The sequence below is a fragment of the Myxococcales bacterium genome (genome assembly GCA_016706225.1).
In the GTDB taxonomy this organism is placed as follows: Bacteria; Myxococcota_A; Polyangia; order Polyangiales; family Polyangiaceae; genus JADJKB01.
Genome location: JADJKB010000025.1, coordinates 380,771 through 398,476, shown reverse-complemented (window position 1 = coordinate 398,476; position 17,706 = coordinate 380,771). Strand labels below are relative to the sequence as shown.

Genomic DNA, 17,706 nt, shown 5'->3' with positions numbered 1-17,706 from the left:
GCGAACGTGATGTCGGATGATCGCTCACCAACGCGGACATCACCGTGGAGCGTCCTTGACTGTTCGAGTCGCGAGCCCGTAGCATCAGCCTAACTTCGGGGAGGTCTGCTCACGCAGCACGCAGCACGCAGCACGCAGCACGCAGCACGCAGCACGCAGCACGCAGCACGCAGCACGCAGCACGCAGCACGCAGCACGCAGCACGCAGCACGCAGCACGCAGCACGCAGCACGCGACACTCGGCCTGGCGTTGGCTCGCCCATGTCTGCGCGTTCGGGATGGGATGCGTCGGTGCGAGCTGCGCGGATCAGGCCCCGCCAGAGTTGAGCGCGCAACGGCAGGCCATTCAAGCGAATGACCTGGTGAGCGCCACGTTGGACGTGCCAGCGGAATGCGGCACAGGAGATGACGAGGCCATCCCCTTCAACTACGACTCGCCGGGCGGCGCCCACCACCATCTGTACAAGTCCGCGCGTGCCGTGACAGTCGTGCCTGGAGCGCTCGTCGGCTTGCCTGCGTTCCCAACGCTGCTCGCCATCGACTGCCCGGGCGCGAACAAGACGAACCAGCTCAAGCTCATCGAGCCGAGCACCGGAGCCGTCAAGAAGACGATTCCGCTCGGCCCGGCGGGCACCGAGTGGCGCGGCATGGCGCTTCGAGGAGACCGGGGAGATCTGATCGGGCTCGAATCCACCTCGGACCTCACTGCAACGTATCGCGTCCACTCCGTCCGCGTCGATCCGAACGTCCCGGCGGGCCAGAGCCGAGTCACTCAACTATTCTCGGTGGCGGCTGCCGCCGGAGAAGAACGGGTCGCCGTTGGAATCGGCTGGAACGGTGAGGACGATCTGGTCAGCGTGCTCGTCAACGTTCTTGGGTTCAACGTCCCCGATCGCATTCTGAGGTTCACGGAGTCGGGCGGCGCTCCACCAGCCGGCACGCTTCCAAGCCAGACCCCGATCAGCACCCTGGCCTGCCCGGCGTTCCTCGGTGATACCGAGCATACCGCTGTACCGACCGGTCTCCTCGTCAGCGGACGCTCGGAGATATTCGGTTGCGACGAGAGCTTCGCGGCATCGACCGACGACGATGACGTAGCGCTGTTGCAGCTCCTGGCTGACCAGTCTGGTGACACCGACGTTTCGTCGCCCCTCGAGGGGTTGCTCTATGATTTGGAGTGCGACGCCATCACGTTCGCGGACGTACAGCGGACCGTCGTATGGGCCATGACCCGCAACGGGCGCCAGATCAGGGCGTTCACGGTCCCCCAGGGGACTTGCGGCAACGCGGGGGCGCCAGCAGAGCAGACCCAGCAGTTCTTTGGTCCGACCGGTGCCCCGAATCCCGCCTTCACTGCCATCTGCTCGACGTTCACCCTGGATGCTGACAAGGACGGCATCTTGGATTGCTGGGAAACGCTAGGCGGCATCGACTGGGATCTGGACGGAACGCTCGACTACACGTTTCCCCCGGGCGAGAAGCCGACTTTGCTGGTGCAGGACATCTACGTCGAGATTGACTACATGGCAGGGCACAACCCACTCGCGAGTGCGTATCAAGACAGCACCGGAAAGGATCCCATCGAGAAGACCAAGCAGGCGTTCGCCGGCGCGCCCGCATTCTATGCGGACGCCGACGTACTGAAGCTCTTTCCGATCTCGCGCAGGCTCCACGTGCTGGTCGACGAGCAGTTGGGCCACAGTGGCGCGTTGAGTTTCACCGGTAATGGCTGCTCGGACCCCCCAGCGATCGGCATCCCCGATTTCGATTTCATCAAGGCAGGCCACTTCGGCACGGTCGCGGAGCGCGCCCTGGCTGACTGGGACGCCAAGACCCACCCCGCCAAGGCGAGCGTATTCCGCTACAACCTCTGGGTTCACGGCTTGCTGGGTGGGGCGACAAAATCCGGGTGCGCCGAGTTTGGCGGCAACGACTTCGTCGTGTCGTTGCCCGGCGAAAACGTCGCTGACGTGAGCACGAAGTGGTACTTCGACGAGCCCGCCGGGAGCTTCATGCACGAGCTCGGCCACACGCTCCACCTGGAACACGGGGGCGCGGACAGCCTGAACTACAAGCCGAACTACCCGAGCGTGATGAACTACAGCTTCCAGTCCGATCTGAATTCGAAGCGGCGCCTCGACTACTCGCGCGCCGAGCTTCTGCTCCTGGACGAGGCGAACCTGAACGAAAGCATCGGGGTGCCCGGTTTCCCGACCGATACCAATGGCAACGTGGGGAGGACGCAGGTGTGCAGGTGCGCTCCGTCGAAGTCACCTCCTTGTCCGTGTTTCGCCAAATTAACGTCGCCGTACACGGATTGGAATCTGAACGGCCCCGACGACGGGTTCATCTCTCCCACGGACATCAACGGTGATCTTGCCATTGCGAGCAAGCTCAAGAGCCACGACGACTGGACCAACATCCAGGTGAACTTTCGGGGGAGCTTCGAGGCCCTGGACGGCGTGCGGCTGACGTCGGTGGACGAGACGCCGCGCCCACCGTTCTTTGACGACATGGATGGTGATGGCGTTGGCGTCGGCACGGACAACTGCTCCCCCGTGTTCAACCCATCGCAGACCGACTCGGACGGAGACGGCGTCGGGGACGCCTGTGACTTGCCAGTTCCCGTTGCGTGGCCGATGTTCCGACGGGTTGCAGATCATTCCGCGCGCGCCGGAGTCGTCGCGTCGAACGGCCCGGCGCTCGACTGGACCTTCGCGACAGGGAAGAAGATCGACGGCTCTCCCGCCATCGCCAACGACAGCTCGGTCTTCGTCGGGGCGCACGACGGGCGCCTGTACGCGCTTTCCCGCACTGGCTCGCTGCTCTGGACGTTTCAAACGGGTGGGCCGATCGAGTCGGGCCCGGCGCTTGTCGAGCTCGCGGCCGTCTACGTCACGTCGCTGGACGGCAAGCTGTACCGGCTCGGTTGGTCGGGCGGCAAACAGTGGGCGTTCGCGACTGGCGGGGCCGTGCGCTCGTCGCCCACCCTGGGAGTCGATGAGACCGCGTACTTTGGCTCCGACGATCACGCCGTCTACGCTGTGAACAGTCAAGGAGCGCTCGTCTGGAGCTTGGCGACGGGCGGCGAGGTTCGGTCGTCTCCCGCGATCGCGCCGGATGGGACCGTGTATGTCGGGTCGGATGACAAGCACGTGTATGCGATGAGCCCGGCCGGCGCCCTGCTCTGGAAGCGCGCGCTCGGGGGTCAGGTGCGAGCGTCTCTTGCGGTCACGGCATCCGGCTCGATCGTGGTCGGCGCGCGCGACGGACGCCTGTACGCGCTGAGCGCAAATGGGGACATCCTCTGGAGCTACGATGCCGGGAAGCACATCGACTCTTCGCCGGCCATCGCTTCGGACGGGACCATCTACTTCGGAACCGACGGAGGGAGCCTGATCGCGCTCCATCCCAACGGCACGTTGAAGTGGAGCTTCGACGCCGGGGCCCATATCGACTCTTCGCCGGCCGTCGACCGCGCGGGGACCGTCGTGTTCGGCGCGGACGATGGCCGGTTGCGCGCGGTCGGGGCCGGCGGTGCGCTGCTCTGGAGCCTGGAGACCCACGGTGACGTCGACTCCTCGCCGGCCATCGACGGCACCGGGCGGGTCGTGGTCGGATCCAAGTCCGGCAAGCTGTTCGCGGTGACAGCGCCGTGAATGAGCGCGCGCGCTTCGCCGGGACGTTGGCGCTGGCGCTGACGACATGCACCCCCACCCCTGAAGCCCCGGCTCCGACGACAGTCGCCGCCCCAAAGTGGAGCGATGACGTCGCTGAAGACGACTATTCACGAGAAGCGCGGCACTGTGAGGCGGTCAGCCGAAAGGCTCGGTGCCCGCGGGACCGCTGCAGGGCGTGGCCCGACGGTGCCTGCGTGCCGATGCCGTGTCAGGGTTTGGACGTGGCGTTTTGCGTCCGGTCCGATTGCCAGCTGGGGACCAATTGCCGCGGCGAGGCGCAGTGCACGTTTCGCCCCAGTGGGCCTCCACCAGCGTGCGGACCAGAAGGCTACGACGGACTGAGCGTGAACTGCTGCCCGGGGCTGGTAGGGCGCTGCTACTCGGTTCTGTCGGACGGCGGAGCGTGCTCCAGGCCAGACGAGCTTGCGTTCCCGCACTGCATGCCCTGTGGCAACGGCAAGTGCGACGGACCTCTAGAGAACAAATGTAGCTGCCCGGAGGACTGCTCATGACGAACCCACATCGCTCACGATTCGCGCCACTGCTGGCGGTCGTAATTACGCTTGGCTGCTTCAGCGCGTGTGACCAACGCGGCACCGATCCCGACTCTCAGAGCAGCTCAACGGCGCTCTCGGCCTGCGGCAGCGGGCCGAACGAGGACGCTTGCGGCGCGTGCGTCGCGCAGAAATGCTGCACGGAATGGACCTCGTGCAAGAGTTCGACCGATTGCGCAAAGGGGGGCCCGACCGGAACAGGAGAGTGGAGCTGCCAGCGGGCCTGTCTGGCTCAAAAGGGTGGAAATGCGGCCACCGCATGCAGCGCTCAATGCGCGACCCCAGGCCACACCAACCTCGCCACGGCGACACAGGCCATCTTGGGCTGCATCGCTTCCCAGTGTGGCGGGGAATGCCCAAGCGGGTGAGCCTGTCATGGTGCCAGCGGAGTTCGACGTCGCCAGCTGTTGCATGCACCAATGCCGCCCCGCTCGACTGAACCTCCTGAAGCCTGCAGCCTGAAGTCCGTAGCCTCCGCTGTCGCCCGAAAGGGCGAAAGCCGAGTCAGAGGGATTCTTCGAGCTCGCTGACGGCCGGGAAGGTGGACTGGATGCTCACGAACGTGACGCCGGTGCGGCAGTGCAACGTCTGCTCGAGCACCGCGCTGGTGGCGAAATTCACGACCGCCCGCGCGTCCGTCTCGGAGAGTTGATCGGCAGGGCAGTCGAAGAGTGCTCCGGCAAGCCCCGCGTTCTTGATCTGGTACTTCTGGGCGACGGTCAGGATCGTCTCCCCGCTCGTGTTCTCGAGAAAACACAGGCCCGACGGAAACAGGTGACCGGCCTTTGCGAGACCGACCAATCGTTTCTTGCTCGGCGACGTCGTGTAGCCCGCCTTCGTTTTGTCGTAGGCCACGACCTGATCTGCCAGACCGCCCATGACGAGCGTCGACACGAGCTGTTCGCCCGGCGTCGAGCCGCCGGCAGCCAGCGGAATCAGTACCTGCGCGTCATCACCCCGTGAACCAATCGCCGCACCACCCGCACTGTGACCGACCATGCCGAGCCGCGTGGCGTCGAGCTTACCTTTCATGAAGCCCAACCCCTCGCTGGTCGCGCCAATTGCTGCAACGAGTTTGTCGAGATCACCTGGCAGATCCTTGGTGAGATTGAAGCTCAGCATGTCGCCCAGGTAGAGACCGGGATGATCGGCGGCGACCACCACGAAGCCGCGGCTCGCCCAGTGCTCCATGTGCGCGAGAGACTGCGTTCGGAAACCGGCCGTGCCATGCACGAACACGACCGCCGGATACGGCCCGTGCGCCGCGTCCAGGGGCAGGTCCGGATAACTCGACGAGCTCTGCCAGGGGTTGTCCGCGTCCGGGATCTTTCCCTTCTCGGAGTCCGGGAGCCAGCTCCGCACGTCGTAGATCTTGGGGTCGACGCCCGCCTCGCTCCCCGGCTCTGCTGGGTACCAGATCTCGGCCGTCAAACCGCCGAGCTGTGCAGTGCGCACGCCCACCGGCCACGCGCCGGGCAACGAGAAGTCTTCGCTCGACGCGAGCAAGCTGACCTCGGCACTGCAGCCCGGAACCTCCAGTGGTGCAGAGCCGCCACTGCCCCCGGCCACGCCACCGCTTCCTCCGGCGCCACCCGCTCCACCCGAGCCCGCACCGCTCTCGTCACTCCCGCAGCCGGCCGCAGCCAAGCCGACCATCACCGCAAGTGCAACCTGCCGCATCGTGAGGGGAAGCATAGCGCACGAGGAGAACCGACGCGGGGCGTCAGGAAAAAGCTCGAGGCAGGGAGGCGACCGGCTCGCACTCGGGACGTGGCGCTCTGGCCAAGCCCGGGAGAGCGTGTCGCCTCCCTGCCCGATGATCAGGAGCTCGTCCGTTGCGCCCTGGCCCGACGGCGTCGGGACAAGAGGCTCAGGCCGAGCAAAACTCCGAGTAGGGCGCCGCGCGAACCGCTGTCGCCGCTTGGCACGCGGCAACCGCAGCCGCCGTCGTCACCCGAGTCGGCGGCCTTGCCGCCACCGGTTGCACCAACCCCACCGGCTCCACCCATGCCACCGGCGCCGCCCGTGTTGTTCGTGGGCGGCACGCAGTTGCCGATGCTCGCGTCTTTGCTGGTGCACTCGAGGGTGGTCGGACAACCGTTGCCGTCCAGGCCACGGCAACCGTCGACGCAGGTCTGCGTGGCCAACGTGTCACACACCTTGCCGCTGGTCGGACCGCCGCAGTCGCTGTCCTTCTCACAACCGCAGTGGGTCTCGTTGCTCTGCCCCACACGACAGATGGGGCCGGCGGGAACACCTTTGCACTGGGAGTCATCGTCCGGCGAACACACCGCGCACTTGCCGGTGTACGGATTACAGACCGGCTTGCCGCTCGGGCACAGCGTGCTGTTCGTCTTCGAGCACTCGCCGCACGTGCCGTCGTCCTGACAGGCTGGCATCGTGGGATCCGTGCACTCGGAGTCCGAAGCGCAGGGTTTGCAGGTCTTGGTGGTCGGATCGCAGAACGGCTTGTTCGCCGGGCAGTCCTTGTCGGAGTTGCACTCCTGGATCGTGACCGTGGTCGCCTGCTGTCCGGGGGTGGCCGGATCGCCGTCCGAGAGCCAGCTCTTCGGAGGCCCGCCGGCCTTGCCGGAGGCGTCGATCTTGCCCTGATTGGCCAGGGTACCGGTGCTGGCGTTCACCTTCACCTTGAACTTGATGCTGATCGTCGTGCCGACATCGACCGTGCCACCCACGCTGCCGTTGGCGCCGGTGCCGAGGCGCACCGTGAGCGTCTTGCTGGTCGGGTCGAAGTCCCCCTGATCGGTGTCCTTGGTATCCGTCTTCACGCCGGCGTTGGGACCGCTGACGATCTCGAGGCTGCCTGGCACGTAGTCGAACCCGGGGTCGAGCACGTCGGTTAGCACGCTGTTCGCCGCTGCGTCGTTGCCGCTGTTCTTGGCGGTCAGCACGAACTCGACGACGTCACCGGTGAGCAGCGCGCCGCCGTTGACGTCCTTTGCCACCTTGGTGAACTCGAGGAAGTCCGGGGCCTTGTTCGTGAGCGAGGTCACGAAGCCGCCGAGCAGGAAGATATCGAGATCCGACGAGGCGCCGACCTTTGCCGACGTGTCGCCGGCCTTGACCCAACTGGTGACGTTGGCCGTGTCCAGATCGAAGCCCGCCATGGTTCCCGGTTTGCCGGACAGCTTCGGAACGTCGGATGCGCCGCTCTGCGCGACACCGAGATAACTGCGCGAGGAGTTGAAGAAGTTGTCGATGGGGTTCTCGGCGTCCGACAGCTTCTGGCCGTTGAAGGTGAACGAGTCGCCCGTGTAGACGGTGTCTCCTTCGTAGGTAAACGCGGACATTTTAGCCGAAAAACCCGGCGGAACGAGGAAACCCGACAGGGTGACCTCGGCCTTCTCTTGGCCGGCGATCCCCGGATCGATGGAGGTGAAACCATCGAAGAGCGCGAGGTTCCGGAGCTCGTCGCCCGCCTTCTCGTAGAAGACCACCATGGTCCAGGCGGAGAACGCGCGGTCCACCTTCATGCCCACGAGCGGCAAGGACTCGACACCCGTGATTCGAAAATCTCCGGCGCCCCACTTGGCGACGTAGTCGGTCACGTCGGCGCTGGACTGGTAGTAATACCAGTCGGGGTGGCTCGGAAAACCGTACGAGATGGTCCAGCTCGCGTCGGCGTTGACGGTCTGGGTCGGACCGCTCTTGAAGTCGATGACCACATTCTTGTCGGCGGGCTCACCCACCTTGAGCGCTGACCAGTACACGCGCGCGTAGGTGACCTTGGCTCCAGCCGGCATCACGAGCGTCGCACTGGTGCGCGCCTGTTCCGCCGTGATGGTCGCGTTGGCCGCGTTGTCGCGCCAGTAGAGATCCGGCGCGGTGTCATCCACCTCGAGCTGGCCTGCGCATGTCACCGTGCTGCCGGTCGGCGGTGCCGGCACCGAGGTCGAACAATCCACGGCGAGCGTCGAGCCGAAGACGACGACGTCACCTTGGGAGTCGGCCTGGTGGCGGAGCTTCGGCGGCGCGGCCGCGGCAGCGGAGCTGATGAAGCCCAGAGCAAACAGACAAGGAAGTGCAGTACGGAGGCGAATGGCGGGTGCGACCATGAAGGTACTATTACCACCCGCACCTACATCTGACTACCAGAAAATTTGTACGCTAGTGCTGGAATGTCGGGGGGGAGCCCATCCCACGATTTGCCGAGTTTTTCGCTATTTGAAGCACTCGGGTTTCGGGACCCGGACCCCTTGGGCGTCGATCCGATACGGCGGGTTACAGCTCGGGGGAGCCGCCTTCGGCACCCAGGGGGCTCGCGGACCGGGCCCAGGGGCCGGCGGCCGCGTGGACGGAGCGGGCGGCTCGGACGCGCTCGCTGTTGGGCGCTCGGGTGGCGGGACGACGACCCCGTTCGCACTCGCGGGAGCAGCGGGCAGAACCGCTGGTGGCAACAAGGACGGCGCAGGTTGCATGCCGCGCGGGCCGACGGCCCGCGGCGCAGCGGCGCCCTCGATGCTGGCAGGCGTGCGCCGCACCAGGACCCATACGATCAGAAGTGCACCGAGCGCGGCGGCGGCGGCGGGCAGGAGCCAGATCCACGGGACAGCCGCGGCCACTCGGGTCGGTCGAGTGAGGCGTTCGGTTGGTGGGCTCGTCTGGCGCGCGATCTCCAGCGGCTCGGTCGGAACGTCATCCGTGAGCGTGAGTGTGATCGACTCCGGTGCCTCGACCGCAACCGCGCTCGTCAGGGTGCGCGGCGCCGTATCACCAAAGCGCGTCTCGACGGCGGTTGCCTCACCCATCGGGCGGGTGGGTACGACCACGGGTTCCGACGCGCGGGCCTCGACGGGCGGGGCCTCGTCGTGAACCTCGTCGACGATGGTGTCTTCGCTGGGGTTGCGCTGCACCGGCTCGGTCCACGCTTCGATCTCTCTGACTCGCCTTGCACGTTTTTCGATCGCGTCGGCCGCGATGCCCGCGAACCACTCGGCGACCTCCCGTTGACTGGCCAAGCCGACGGCGTGGTCGAGCGCCGTAGCCATTTCCAGCGCGCTGGCGAAGCGCGCGCTCGGCTCCGGCTCGAGTCCCCGGAGCACCAGCTGGTCGAGCTCCGGCGGCACGTCGGCAACGAGGCTGCTCGGCGCCGGAAAGTCCCCCGAAGCGACGCGCCGCACCAGCGTCTGCTCGGTGTCGTTGGCAAACATGCGCGCCCCGGTCAAGAGCTCCCACAGCACCACGCTGGCGGCGTACACGTCCGTGCGCCCGTCCACCCGCTCACGCCGGAGCTGCTCTTTGGCCATGTACTCGAGCTTGCCCTTGATCTCCTCGGTGCGAGTGAACTGCAGTCGCTCGCGAGCATGGGCGATGCCAAAATCCGTGACCCTCACCACACCGTCCGCCCCCAACAAGACGTTCTGCGGTGAGACGTCGCGATGCACGATGCCCGCCGGCGCGCCGGAGTCATCGCGGGTCTCGTGCGCGGCGTTCAGACCCTCGAGGGCGCCCGCGACCAATGCGGCGCTGATGCGCAGGGGTGGGAGCTCGCCGCGCTCGAGCGACAACTTCAACGCCTGTGCGAGGGACAGCCCGGACACGTAGTCCATGACCAACAGCAGCTCGCCGGGCAACTGCACGACGTCGAGCACGGGCACCACGTTCGGGTGACGGATGCGCCCCGCGATGCGAGCCTCGTCGATCAGCATCGACACGAAGCCGGACTCCTTGGCGAGGTGGGAGTGATGGCGCTTGATGGCCACGATGCGCGAGAAACCCACCGGGCCCGTCGCACGCCCGTAGTGCACGTTGGCCATGCCACCGCGCGCAAACGCCTCGAACACGAGGTAACGACCGAGGCGGGTGGGCTGCATCGCTCAGCGTTTGCGGAACGAGTCCGGATCGATGCCGAAACGCTTGAGTGTTTGATACAGCCACGGGCGCCCAAAGCCGAGGTCGCGCGCGACCTGCGCGACGTTGCCTTCTCGGAGCGACAGCGCGGTCTCGATACGGGCCCGGAGCACCGCGTCTTCGAGCTCGGTGGACAGCGGGCCCGAGGCGTCCGGTTCGCGCTCGGCTCGGCTCCCGAGCTCCGGCGGCAGGTGCTCGACGGTGATCTTGCCGCCGTCGGTGGCGGCGCGAGCGGCGGCCGTGCGCACGACGTTGCGGAGCTCGCGCACGTTGCCCGACCAGCTCCCGGTGATCAATGCCTCCATGGCTTCGACGGTGAACCGGACCAGGCGATTGGGCAAGAAGTGGCTCGCGAGCAGCGCCACGTCTTCCGGTCGTTCACGCAGCGCCGGCACACGAATGCGCCACGCGGCGATGCGGTGGAGCAGATCGGCGCGGAAGCGTCCCTCGGCCACCATCTCGTCGAGGCTGAGGTTGGTCGCCGCGACCACCCTCACGTCCACGCGCTGGGCGCGGTCCTCGCCGACGGGCCGGACCTCGCCCCCCTCGAGCACCCGCAAGAGCTTGGCCTGGATGTCGAGGGGAAGATCACCGAGCTCGTCGAGCAACAACGTGCCGCCGTCGGCCGCGCGAAACAGTCCCTGGCGCGAGCGATCGGAGCCGGAGAACGCCCCTCGCGAGTGACCAAACAGCTCGGACTCCACCAGCTCGCCCGGGATGGCCGCGCAGTTGACCGCGATCAGCTCACCGCGACGCCCGCTCGCCGCGTGGAGTGCCTCTGCGATCTTCTCCTTCCCCGTGCCGGTCTCCCCTTCGATCAACACCGGCTCCGTGAGCGGACCCATGCGCTCGATGGAGCGTCGAATTGCAGCGATCCGCGGGCCGCCCAGCAAGGTGCTCACGCCAGGGTTCGCCGTCAGTGCCTGAAACGGTGTCACGTCGGCCACGACGCGAAGCAGCGTCTTGCCGCAGCGCAGACTCTGCCCCACCGCCGCCGGGACCTCCGGCGCCGTGATGCGGCGGCCGTCGACGAAGGTACCGTTCCGGCTGCCCAGATCGGTGACCAGGAGCCCACCGCGACTCGGTAGGACCTCCGCGTGTAGACGCGAGGCTTGGCCGTCCTCGAGGCAGAGCTCCGCCGACGTGTCGCGCCCGATGCGCATGCGCCCCGTGACCGCCTCCGCCCGCAGCTCCGGCTCTACGCCCTCGGTGAACACCACGACCAGCCCGAGCACCCCCGGGGCCTGGTTCTTGGGCAACGGCCCGTGTCGTGTCTCCGTGACGTCAGCCACGGAGGCATCTTACCCGAATTCGGGTTACGCGCTTCGCCCGCGCAATCTACGATGGGACCCCGGTGGCCCTTCGATCCGCGCTCGGTCTGATGCTGGCGGGTCTGTGTCTTCTGCCCGCGCCGTGTGACGCGGCAGAACCCGATAACGCCGCCTGCCTGCGCTCGTACGAAGCCGCACAGCGACTGCGGCTCGCGCGCAAGCTCCAGGCCTCGCGGGTAGAGCTCCGGAGCTGCGCGGCGAGCAGCTGCCCCGGTGTCCTCGCGGCGGACTGCAGGCGGTGGCTCGGCGAGGTCGAGCGCGCCCAACCCACCTTCGTGGTCGTGGCGAGGGCAGGCGGCCAACAGATTGACGACGTGGAGGTCCGCGTCGACGACGAGGTGGTCGCGGACAAGCTCGACCCGGCGGCGATCGCCGTCGACCCGGGCTCTCACGAGTTGCGCTTCGACGTCGCGGGCCGACCACCGATCTTGCGTCGGCTCGTCTTCGCCGAGGGTGAAAAGGAGCGCAAGGTCGAGGTCGATTTTGGTGGCAACGCCGATCCTGAGACACCCGGACGACGCAACCTGGTCCCGGTGTATGGCCTCGCGGCGCTCGGTGCGATCGGCATCGGCAGCTTTGTGTTCTTCGGAGTGCGCAGTCACTCGCGCCGAGCGGACCTCGAGTCGTGCCGGGGACATTGCCCGGACGACCGGGTCGACCGCGTGCGGACCGATCAACTGGTCGCCGATGTATCCCTGGGCGTCGGGCTCGTTGCGCTCGGCGCCGCGGGGTACTTCTACTTCAGCTCCGACAAGCCGGACTCGGAGCGGACGGCGGTGCGCGTTGGTGCCGCGCCCACGCCGGGCGGTGGGCGGGCGGTCCTTCTTGGCAGTTTCTGACGCGCACGCCCGGTCGGTCAGCGCACGCGCTCGAGCGGCGAGCGTCTCCCCGCGGCGCCACGCCGGCGCAGTCCCACGACACCGATCAGACTGAAGAGCGCCAACCAGGCGGGGCCCCTCACGCGGTCTTCCCCTGTGGCGCGACAGCCACAGCCCGCTTCGACCGGCTCGTTCGTCACGTGCGGCTGAGCAGGCTTGGCTGCCGCTCCTCCCACGGACGCCGGTGTTCCGACGGAGGGTGCACCGCCGCTGGTCGCAAGACCCGAACCGGTTCCGCCCGCGCCTGCGCCGCCAGCGCCACCGGCACTCGTGCCACCTGCAGCGCTACCGCCGGTGCCAGAGGGTGGAGGAGGCGGCGGCGGCGCGCCGCACTGGGCGCCGCCCGCGGTGGGTGTGCAGGGTTTGCCCGCCGGACAGTCTTCCACCGAAATGCCTCCGACGTTGGTGCAATGCGCGAGCTGGCCGTTGGGCAGACACAGATCGTGCGCCGTGGCCGGCTTGTCCGCGCAGAATCCGGCCACGCAGCGAGCCCCTTTTGCGTCGTCCACACACGCAGCACCGTAAAAGGAACAGTCGCCGGTCGAGATCGCGCCATCGTTGCAGTCACCGATCAGCTTGTCGTTGACGCACACCTTCTTCTGTCCGACCGCTGGGCAGAACACACTCGCGCAGCGCACACCCTTCGAGTCGTCGACACAGGTCGCGCCGTACGCACCACAGTCCCCCTCGCCGCAGTCCGTGCTGACGATGAGGCTGCCCTCGCAGTGGGGTTTGCATGTGCCACACGGACCGCCACCGGGCCCTCCACCCCACCACTCCCAGTGCCAGGCCTCGCTCGGAACGGTGCGCTTGAAGCCGTACGCCGCGCCGTGCGCGTTGAGCCAGTTGAGCACTCCGGATGACGACGTGTTCAGATCCAGTGCGTGCCCGCTCTGATGGTTGCTGTAGCCGGGTTTCGCCGCAAGATTGCAGCTATTGCAGCTGCAATTGACGTAACAGCCGTAAAGGTACTGTTGCTGTGCCATGGTGCGAAAGCCGCTGACGATCTGGATGTTCACGCCCGCCGCTGCCGCCGCCTGAGCCATCACGTAGTAGGCATTCGCGGTGCTCCGCTCCACGGGTTTTCCGTCCACCGTGACGACGGTGATGGGAAACGCATTGCCTGATGAGTAGCCGGTGTCGCCGTGCTCCGCGCAGCTGATGCTCGACAGCTCTTCGGAGACTAGGGCCACCGCCGGTTCTTTACAGGCATCGTCTTCGGGCTCGTCGGTCGGCTGGGCCGCGGAGCAGCCGAAGAGCGCCAAGCCGAGCCATGCCAGGACCAGACACAACAGGCGGTTCATCGATCATTCCTCCTCGCCGAACGGCGAGCCATGAGCCAGAGCCCGAGCAACGAGAACAAGGGCGCAGCCCCGGGTGCTGAACCCCGCATGGGCGTCGTGGCGCACCCACTCGCGTCGTCGCCGCCGATGACCTTGGTTTTTTGCCCCGAGCCACCGCTACCCGTCGCCACGCCTCCCCCACCCTGAAGCGCGCCGCCTGAACCGAAGTCCCCCGCGGCACCTGCGGCCCCGGCCTCACCTGCCTCGCCGCCGCTCGCTCCTCCCGAGCCACTCGCGCCTCCCGCGCCTCCCCCACCGCCCCCTGCAGGCGGCTTCGGCGCGCCGCACTCGGCGCCCGTGGCGGTCTGAGTGCAGGGCTTGCTGGCGGGACAGTCTTCAGCCGAGATCCCACCCAGGTTGGTGCAGTGTGCGAGTTGGCCGTTCGGCAGGCAGACGTCGTGCGCTTTCTGGGGTTTGTCCGCGCAGAACACGCTGACGCAGCGGGCACCGGCGGAGTCGTCGACACATGCAGCGCCGTACACCGAGCAGTCACCGGTCGAGATCCCGCCGTCGTTGCAGTCTCCGATCAGCTTGTCGTTGACACACACCTTCTTCTGGCCAATCGCCGGGCAGAACACACTCGCGCAGCGCACACCTTTCGAGTCGTTCACACAGGTGGCTCCGTACACGGCGCAGTCGCCCGTGCCGCAGGGCGAGACGATCTTGCTGCCGTTGCACGCGGTCGGCTCGCAGCCGCCGGTGCAGGCGCCGTTGGCTTTGAGCACCGAGATGTCGCTGCCGTAGTAGAAGCGCAGAATGTCCATGAACCCCCAGCCGGACTTCTCGAGACAGCGCGCGCCCCACTGTCCCATGCAACCACGGTTCTGACCGAAGCCGGGCGGACCGACGTATCCGAGTGAGGTCTGTTTCACCGCACCGCCGGTCTTGCCGAAGTTGTAGGTCACGTAACCCTCGGTCGACCCACCGGAGCCGTGGCACGAGGGTCCGCCGGTGTTGGTGTCCCCCGCGACGTAAAAGCCGTAGGTGAGCGCGCCCGCAAAGGACAGGTACTGGCCGGCGGTCTCCTTCACCGCCTGGAAGTGTTTGGCTTGAGGCGCAGCGCCGCAGCTGTAGACCTGGCAACCTTGCCCGTCGCAAATCGAGCCCTTGGTCGCCATGCTGTAATAAGCGACCGAGCGGGCAGCGATCGCCTGAGCCTTGAGCGCCTCGAGCCCGGCGCCACCGTTCTCGCAGGTGATCACGTGGGGCAAGTAGTCGTCTTCGAGCGCCTTCACGCCTTTGCCGGTGACCGGGATCTCGCAGTACGCAGCGCCGAGGGGCGCGGCCACCACGGCTTCGGAGATCTCACCGACGGTCTCGTCACTGTCGACCGGCGCGCCGCACCCCGCTCCCAGAACCAGACTCGCGAGGACTACGGCGACACTCTGTCTTTGCATGGCGCTGATGCATCAGTGCAACCCTCGGGCCGCCCGTAAGTGCCTGATATCGCGTCGGGAGAACATACGCCGACGGAACACTCCGAACGGGTTAAGCACAGCAGTTTCAGCGACTTGAGTCGCCCGGTCTGTTTTCGACACTGTTCAGCGCGGGAGCTGGACCGCGTCGACCCCGCGTTCAGCCCGAGCCGCGTCAGGACCGCGACGGTGAGCTCACTGCGGCGGTTTGACCTGGAACACGTCCCACGCCGGCGTGTGGTTGTTCTCTGCGGCAACCTGCGCGGTGACGTAGAGGGCGGGGTACGTCTTTTCGATGCTCACCGAGCCGCCACTGTCGCTCGTCACCACACCCGCGACGAACAGCTGCGGATTCGCCGCGTCGCGGCGGGTCGAGGAAAACACGATCCAATAGTACTTCTTGCCACCGCTCGCCTCCGCGGTCGGGGCCCAGCGCGGCCACGAGTTGGTGAGCCCCGGGCTGGTCTTGCCGACGCAGGCCGGCGGGTCGTTGGCGGCCAAGCGCAACGCCGTGCCGCCCTTGCCCGGCACCACGTACACCTCACCGGTCGCCTCGTTGTAGCTGTCGGCCCAGGTGGAGTCGGGCTCCTTGCGCGGGGCACAACGATTGAACGCGAGCAGCGTGTCTTCGGGAGAGATCACCGGGTAGTACTCCCAGAACGCTGGATCGCTCGCGCCCGGCAGCGGAGTCGCGGCGCCGCCCGCCCGGTTGTTGTAGGGGATGGTGTAGATGTCCATCGTCGGATCGGCGTCCGTGACGCGTGCGATCACCCCCTCGCCGGTGACCGGCGCCGAGACGTAAGCGATGGTCGTGCCGTCGTGCCACCACGTGGGCGAAGCCACGGGTCGGGGATCGCCAGTGCGGGCGAGGATGCCCCAGCCAGTGTTCGGATCCGTCGCGTGCAGATCGGTCCAGGCTAGCTCGTACTTGCCCGCGGTCGCCGTCGCCTCGTTGAACACCGTCACCGCGACCGCGTCGGTGGCCGAGTAATGGGCTTTGCTGGTGGTGGGCGCCGCCTGCCGGGTGCGACCGAGCAGAGAAATCGCGGTGGCCGACACGACCGTGGCTGCCGGCGCAGTGCCCAGTCCGTCCACACTGCGCACGTCGACGCTGCGAGTGCTGGCCGCGCCGTCCCGCGTGTAAAACGTGTGATTCCCGTCCGGCGCCGAAACGTGACACGCGACGCAGGTGGTGTCGCCGCCCACGATGGTGGGGCTGAGCACCGTCGAGACCGCGGTGTCTCCGATGGTGAACCCCTTGAGCGCGGTCTTGTTGCTGCCCGCCGCCCCGCTCGTCCAATACACGACGGAGCCCGGCGCCGCGACGGGTGCAATGTGGATGGGCCCCGTTGCTCCGGTGAAGGGCCCGGCGCTCAGCTTGCCCGCTTCGAGCTTGGCTCCGCGCAGCGTGACCTCGATGTCGTGGCCGGCGCTGTGCAACGTGAGCGCCTTCCACTGGCTGAGGCTGATGGTGTGGGACTTCTGGGTGGTGTAGACGACCAGGTCGTTGACCTGATTGTCGACGTGCAGACGCAGCTCGAATACGTTCTGCTCCGCGGGTGCGGACCACTCGAAGAGCAACGGTGTCCAGTTCTTCGGTACGAGTGCGTCGATGGGGGGCTCGGACAAACAGGGACCACCGCTCGTCTGGCCAGGCACACCGAACTGCCCGGGCAGGTCACCGGGCAGCGACGCTTCGATCTCCGGCGCCTGCGGGAAGTCGGGGAACGGGCCCTGCGCACCGCCCGCTCCACCAATGCCAATCGCTCCGGTGCCTCCGTTGCCGCCGGCGCCCGCGGTCGCGCCACTTCCCGTCACCGCACCCGAGCCACCCGCGGTGCCGCCGTCATCACCCGAGCAAGCGACCCCGAGCGCGAGCGCGGAGCCCAGGGCCAAGAACAAGAGGCGGAGTGACGGATCCGTAGGGCCCATGACCACAAAGATACGTGTCGGCGGCGATCTTTGCACCGTGCCTGGTTGAAACTGCGCACCCTCGCTATATTCGGCGCGCGGGAGCCGCTTTTTCCCCCGCGATGGACTCGGTGTCGAAGGAAGAACGCGACGAGCTCGGTCAGACCCTTGTTGCCATGAGCCCGGCCGAGGCGCAGCCGAGCCAGGCGTCCGACCCCGTCGCCCTCGGAGCGGTGCTCGCGGCGGGAGGTCGTCGACATATCCGCCACATCGGACGCGACGGCATCTCGACCTTCGGGCTGCTCTTGTCGGCGCTCTGGGCGGTGGACTGCACCTGCGAGCCGGACGGCCGCGGCCCGAGCGCAGGCGTGGCGCGACCGCTAGTCTTCGCCAGCGCGAGTTCCGCGGCCGGCAACTCGACGGCGGAGCCCATCCGCGGTCCGCTCGGCTGCGAGCCAGGGCGCCACCGCTGCGTCGGCGAGAAACTGGAGGCGTGTGATCCGGCGCACGGCGGCTGGACCCAGGTCAACGTTTGCCAGACCCAGGCCCACTGCAACGCCAAGCTGAAACAGTGCCTGGTGGACCCGTGCATCCTCGGTGAGTACCAGTGTCACGGCCGCGAGCTCGAACAGTGCGACTCGAACGGTTGGGCGGTCCGCCGCACGTGCTATCCACCGGAGAGGTGTGATCCCGAAGCGGGCCGGTGCCGTTGAGGCGTGCCGA

The 17,706-nt window shown here is 67.3% G+C and carries 10 protein-coding genes; 3 read left to right on the top strand and 7 right to left on the bottom strand.

Annotated features, from left to right (window positions below; genetic code table 11):
* Positions 1-362: 362 nt before the first annotated feature.
* Positions 363-3,659 carry a PQQ-binding-like beta-propeller repeat protein gene (locus IPI67_40285; GenBank protein ID MBK7586416.1) on the top strand — a complete coding sequence of 1,099 codons (3,297 nt, stop codon included), beginning with the start codon at positions 363-365 and terminating at the stop codon, positions 3,657-3,659.
* 1,079 nt (positions 3,660-4,738) lie between these two features.
* On the opposite strand, the gene IPI67_40280 is transcribed toward IPI67_40285, so the two are convergent.
* From IPI67_40280 to IPI67_40265, 4 genes are all read right to left on the bottom strand, one after another.
* Positions 4,739-5,914: a hypothetical protein gene (locus tag IPI67_40280; protein ID MBK7586415.1), complete on the bottom strand. Its 1,176-nt coding sequence runs from the start codon at positions 5,912-5,914 to the stop codon at positions 4,739-4,741.
* A gap of 140 nt (positions 5,915-6,054) precedes the next feature.
* Entirely contained in the window at positions 6,055-8,310 is a 2,256-nt protein-coding gene (locus IPI67_40275; protein ID MBK7586414.1) for a DUF11 domain-containing protein, read from the bottom strand.
* A gap of 105 nt (positions 8,311-8,415) precedes the next feature.
* Complete coding sequence (locus tag IPI67_40270; GenBank protein ID MBK7586413.1) at positions 8,416-10,068, bottom strand: serine/threonine protein kinase; 1,653 nt, start codon at positions 10,066-10,068, stop codon at positions 8,416-8,418.
* Positions 10,069-10,071: 3 nt separating this feature from the next.
* On the bottom strand, positions 10,072-11,397 hold the full coding sequence (locus tag IPI67_40265; GenBank protein MBK7586412.1) for a sigma 54-interacting transcriptional regulator: 1,326 nt from the start codon (positions 11,395-11,397) through the stop codon (positions 10,072-10,074).
* Between the two features lie 62 nt (positions 11,398-11,459).
* On the opposite strand from IPI67_40265, the gene IPI67_40260 reads away from it, so the two are divergent.
* The gene (locus tag IPI67_40260; protein ID MBK7586411.1) at positions 11,460-12,275 is read left to right on the top strand and encodes a hypothetical protein; all 816 of its coding nucleotides are present in this window, start codon (positions 11,460-11,462) and stop codon (positions 12,273-12,275) included.
* Between the two features lie 17 nt (positions 12,276-12,292).
* Here the strand turns inward: IPI67_40260 and IPI67_40255 are convergent, their stop codons facing one another.
* The 3 genes from IPI67_40255 to IPI67_40245 all read right to left on the bottom strand — a co-directional run bounded on the left by IPI67_40255 (position 12,293) and on the right by IPI67_40245 (position 17,004).
* Positions 12,293-13,618 carry a D-alanyl-D-alanine carboxypeptidase family protein gene (locus tag IPI67_40255; protein MBK7586410.1) on the bottom strand — a complete coding sequence of 442 codons (1,326 nt, stop codon included), beginning with the start codon at positions 13,616-13,618 and terminating at the stop codon, positions 12,293-12,295.
* The gene (locus tag IPI67_40250; GenBank protein MBK7586409.1) at positions 13,615-15,054 is read right to left on the bottom strand and encodes a hypothetical protein; all 1,440 of its coding nucleotides are present in this window, start codon (positions 15,052-15,054) and stop codon (positions 13,615-13,617) included. Before IPI67_40250 ends, IPI67_40255 begins: the two co-directional genes overlap by 4 nt.
* A gap of 213 nt (positions 15,055-15,267) precedes the next feature.
* Complete coding sequence (locus IPI67_40245; protein ID MBK7586408.1) at positions 15,268-17,004, bottom strand: hypothetical protein; 1,737 nt, start codon at positions 17,002-17,004, stop codon at positions 15,268-15,270.
* Between the two features lie 101 nt (positions 17,005-17,105).
* On the opposite strand from IPI67_40245, the gene IPI67_40240 reads away from it, so the two are divergent.
* A complete protein-coding gene (locus IPI67_40240; protein ID MBK7586407.1) occupies positions 17,106-17,696 on the top strand; it encodes a hypothetical protein in 591 nt (196 codons plus the stop codon).
* Positions 17,697-17,706 lie beyond the last annotated feature (10 nt).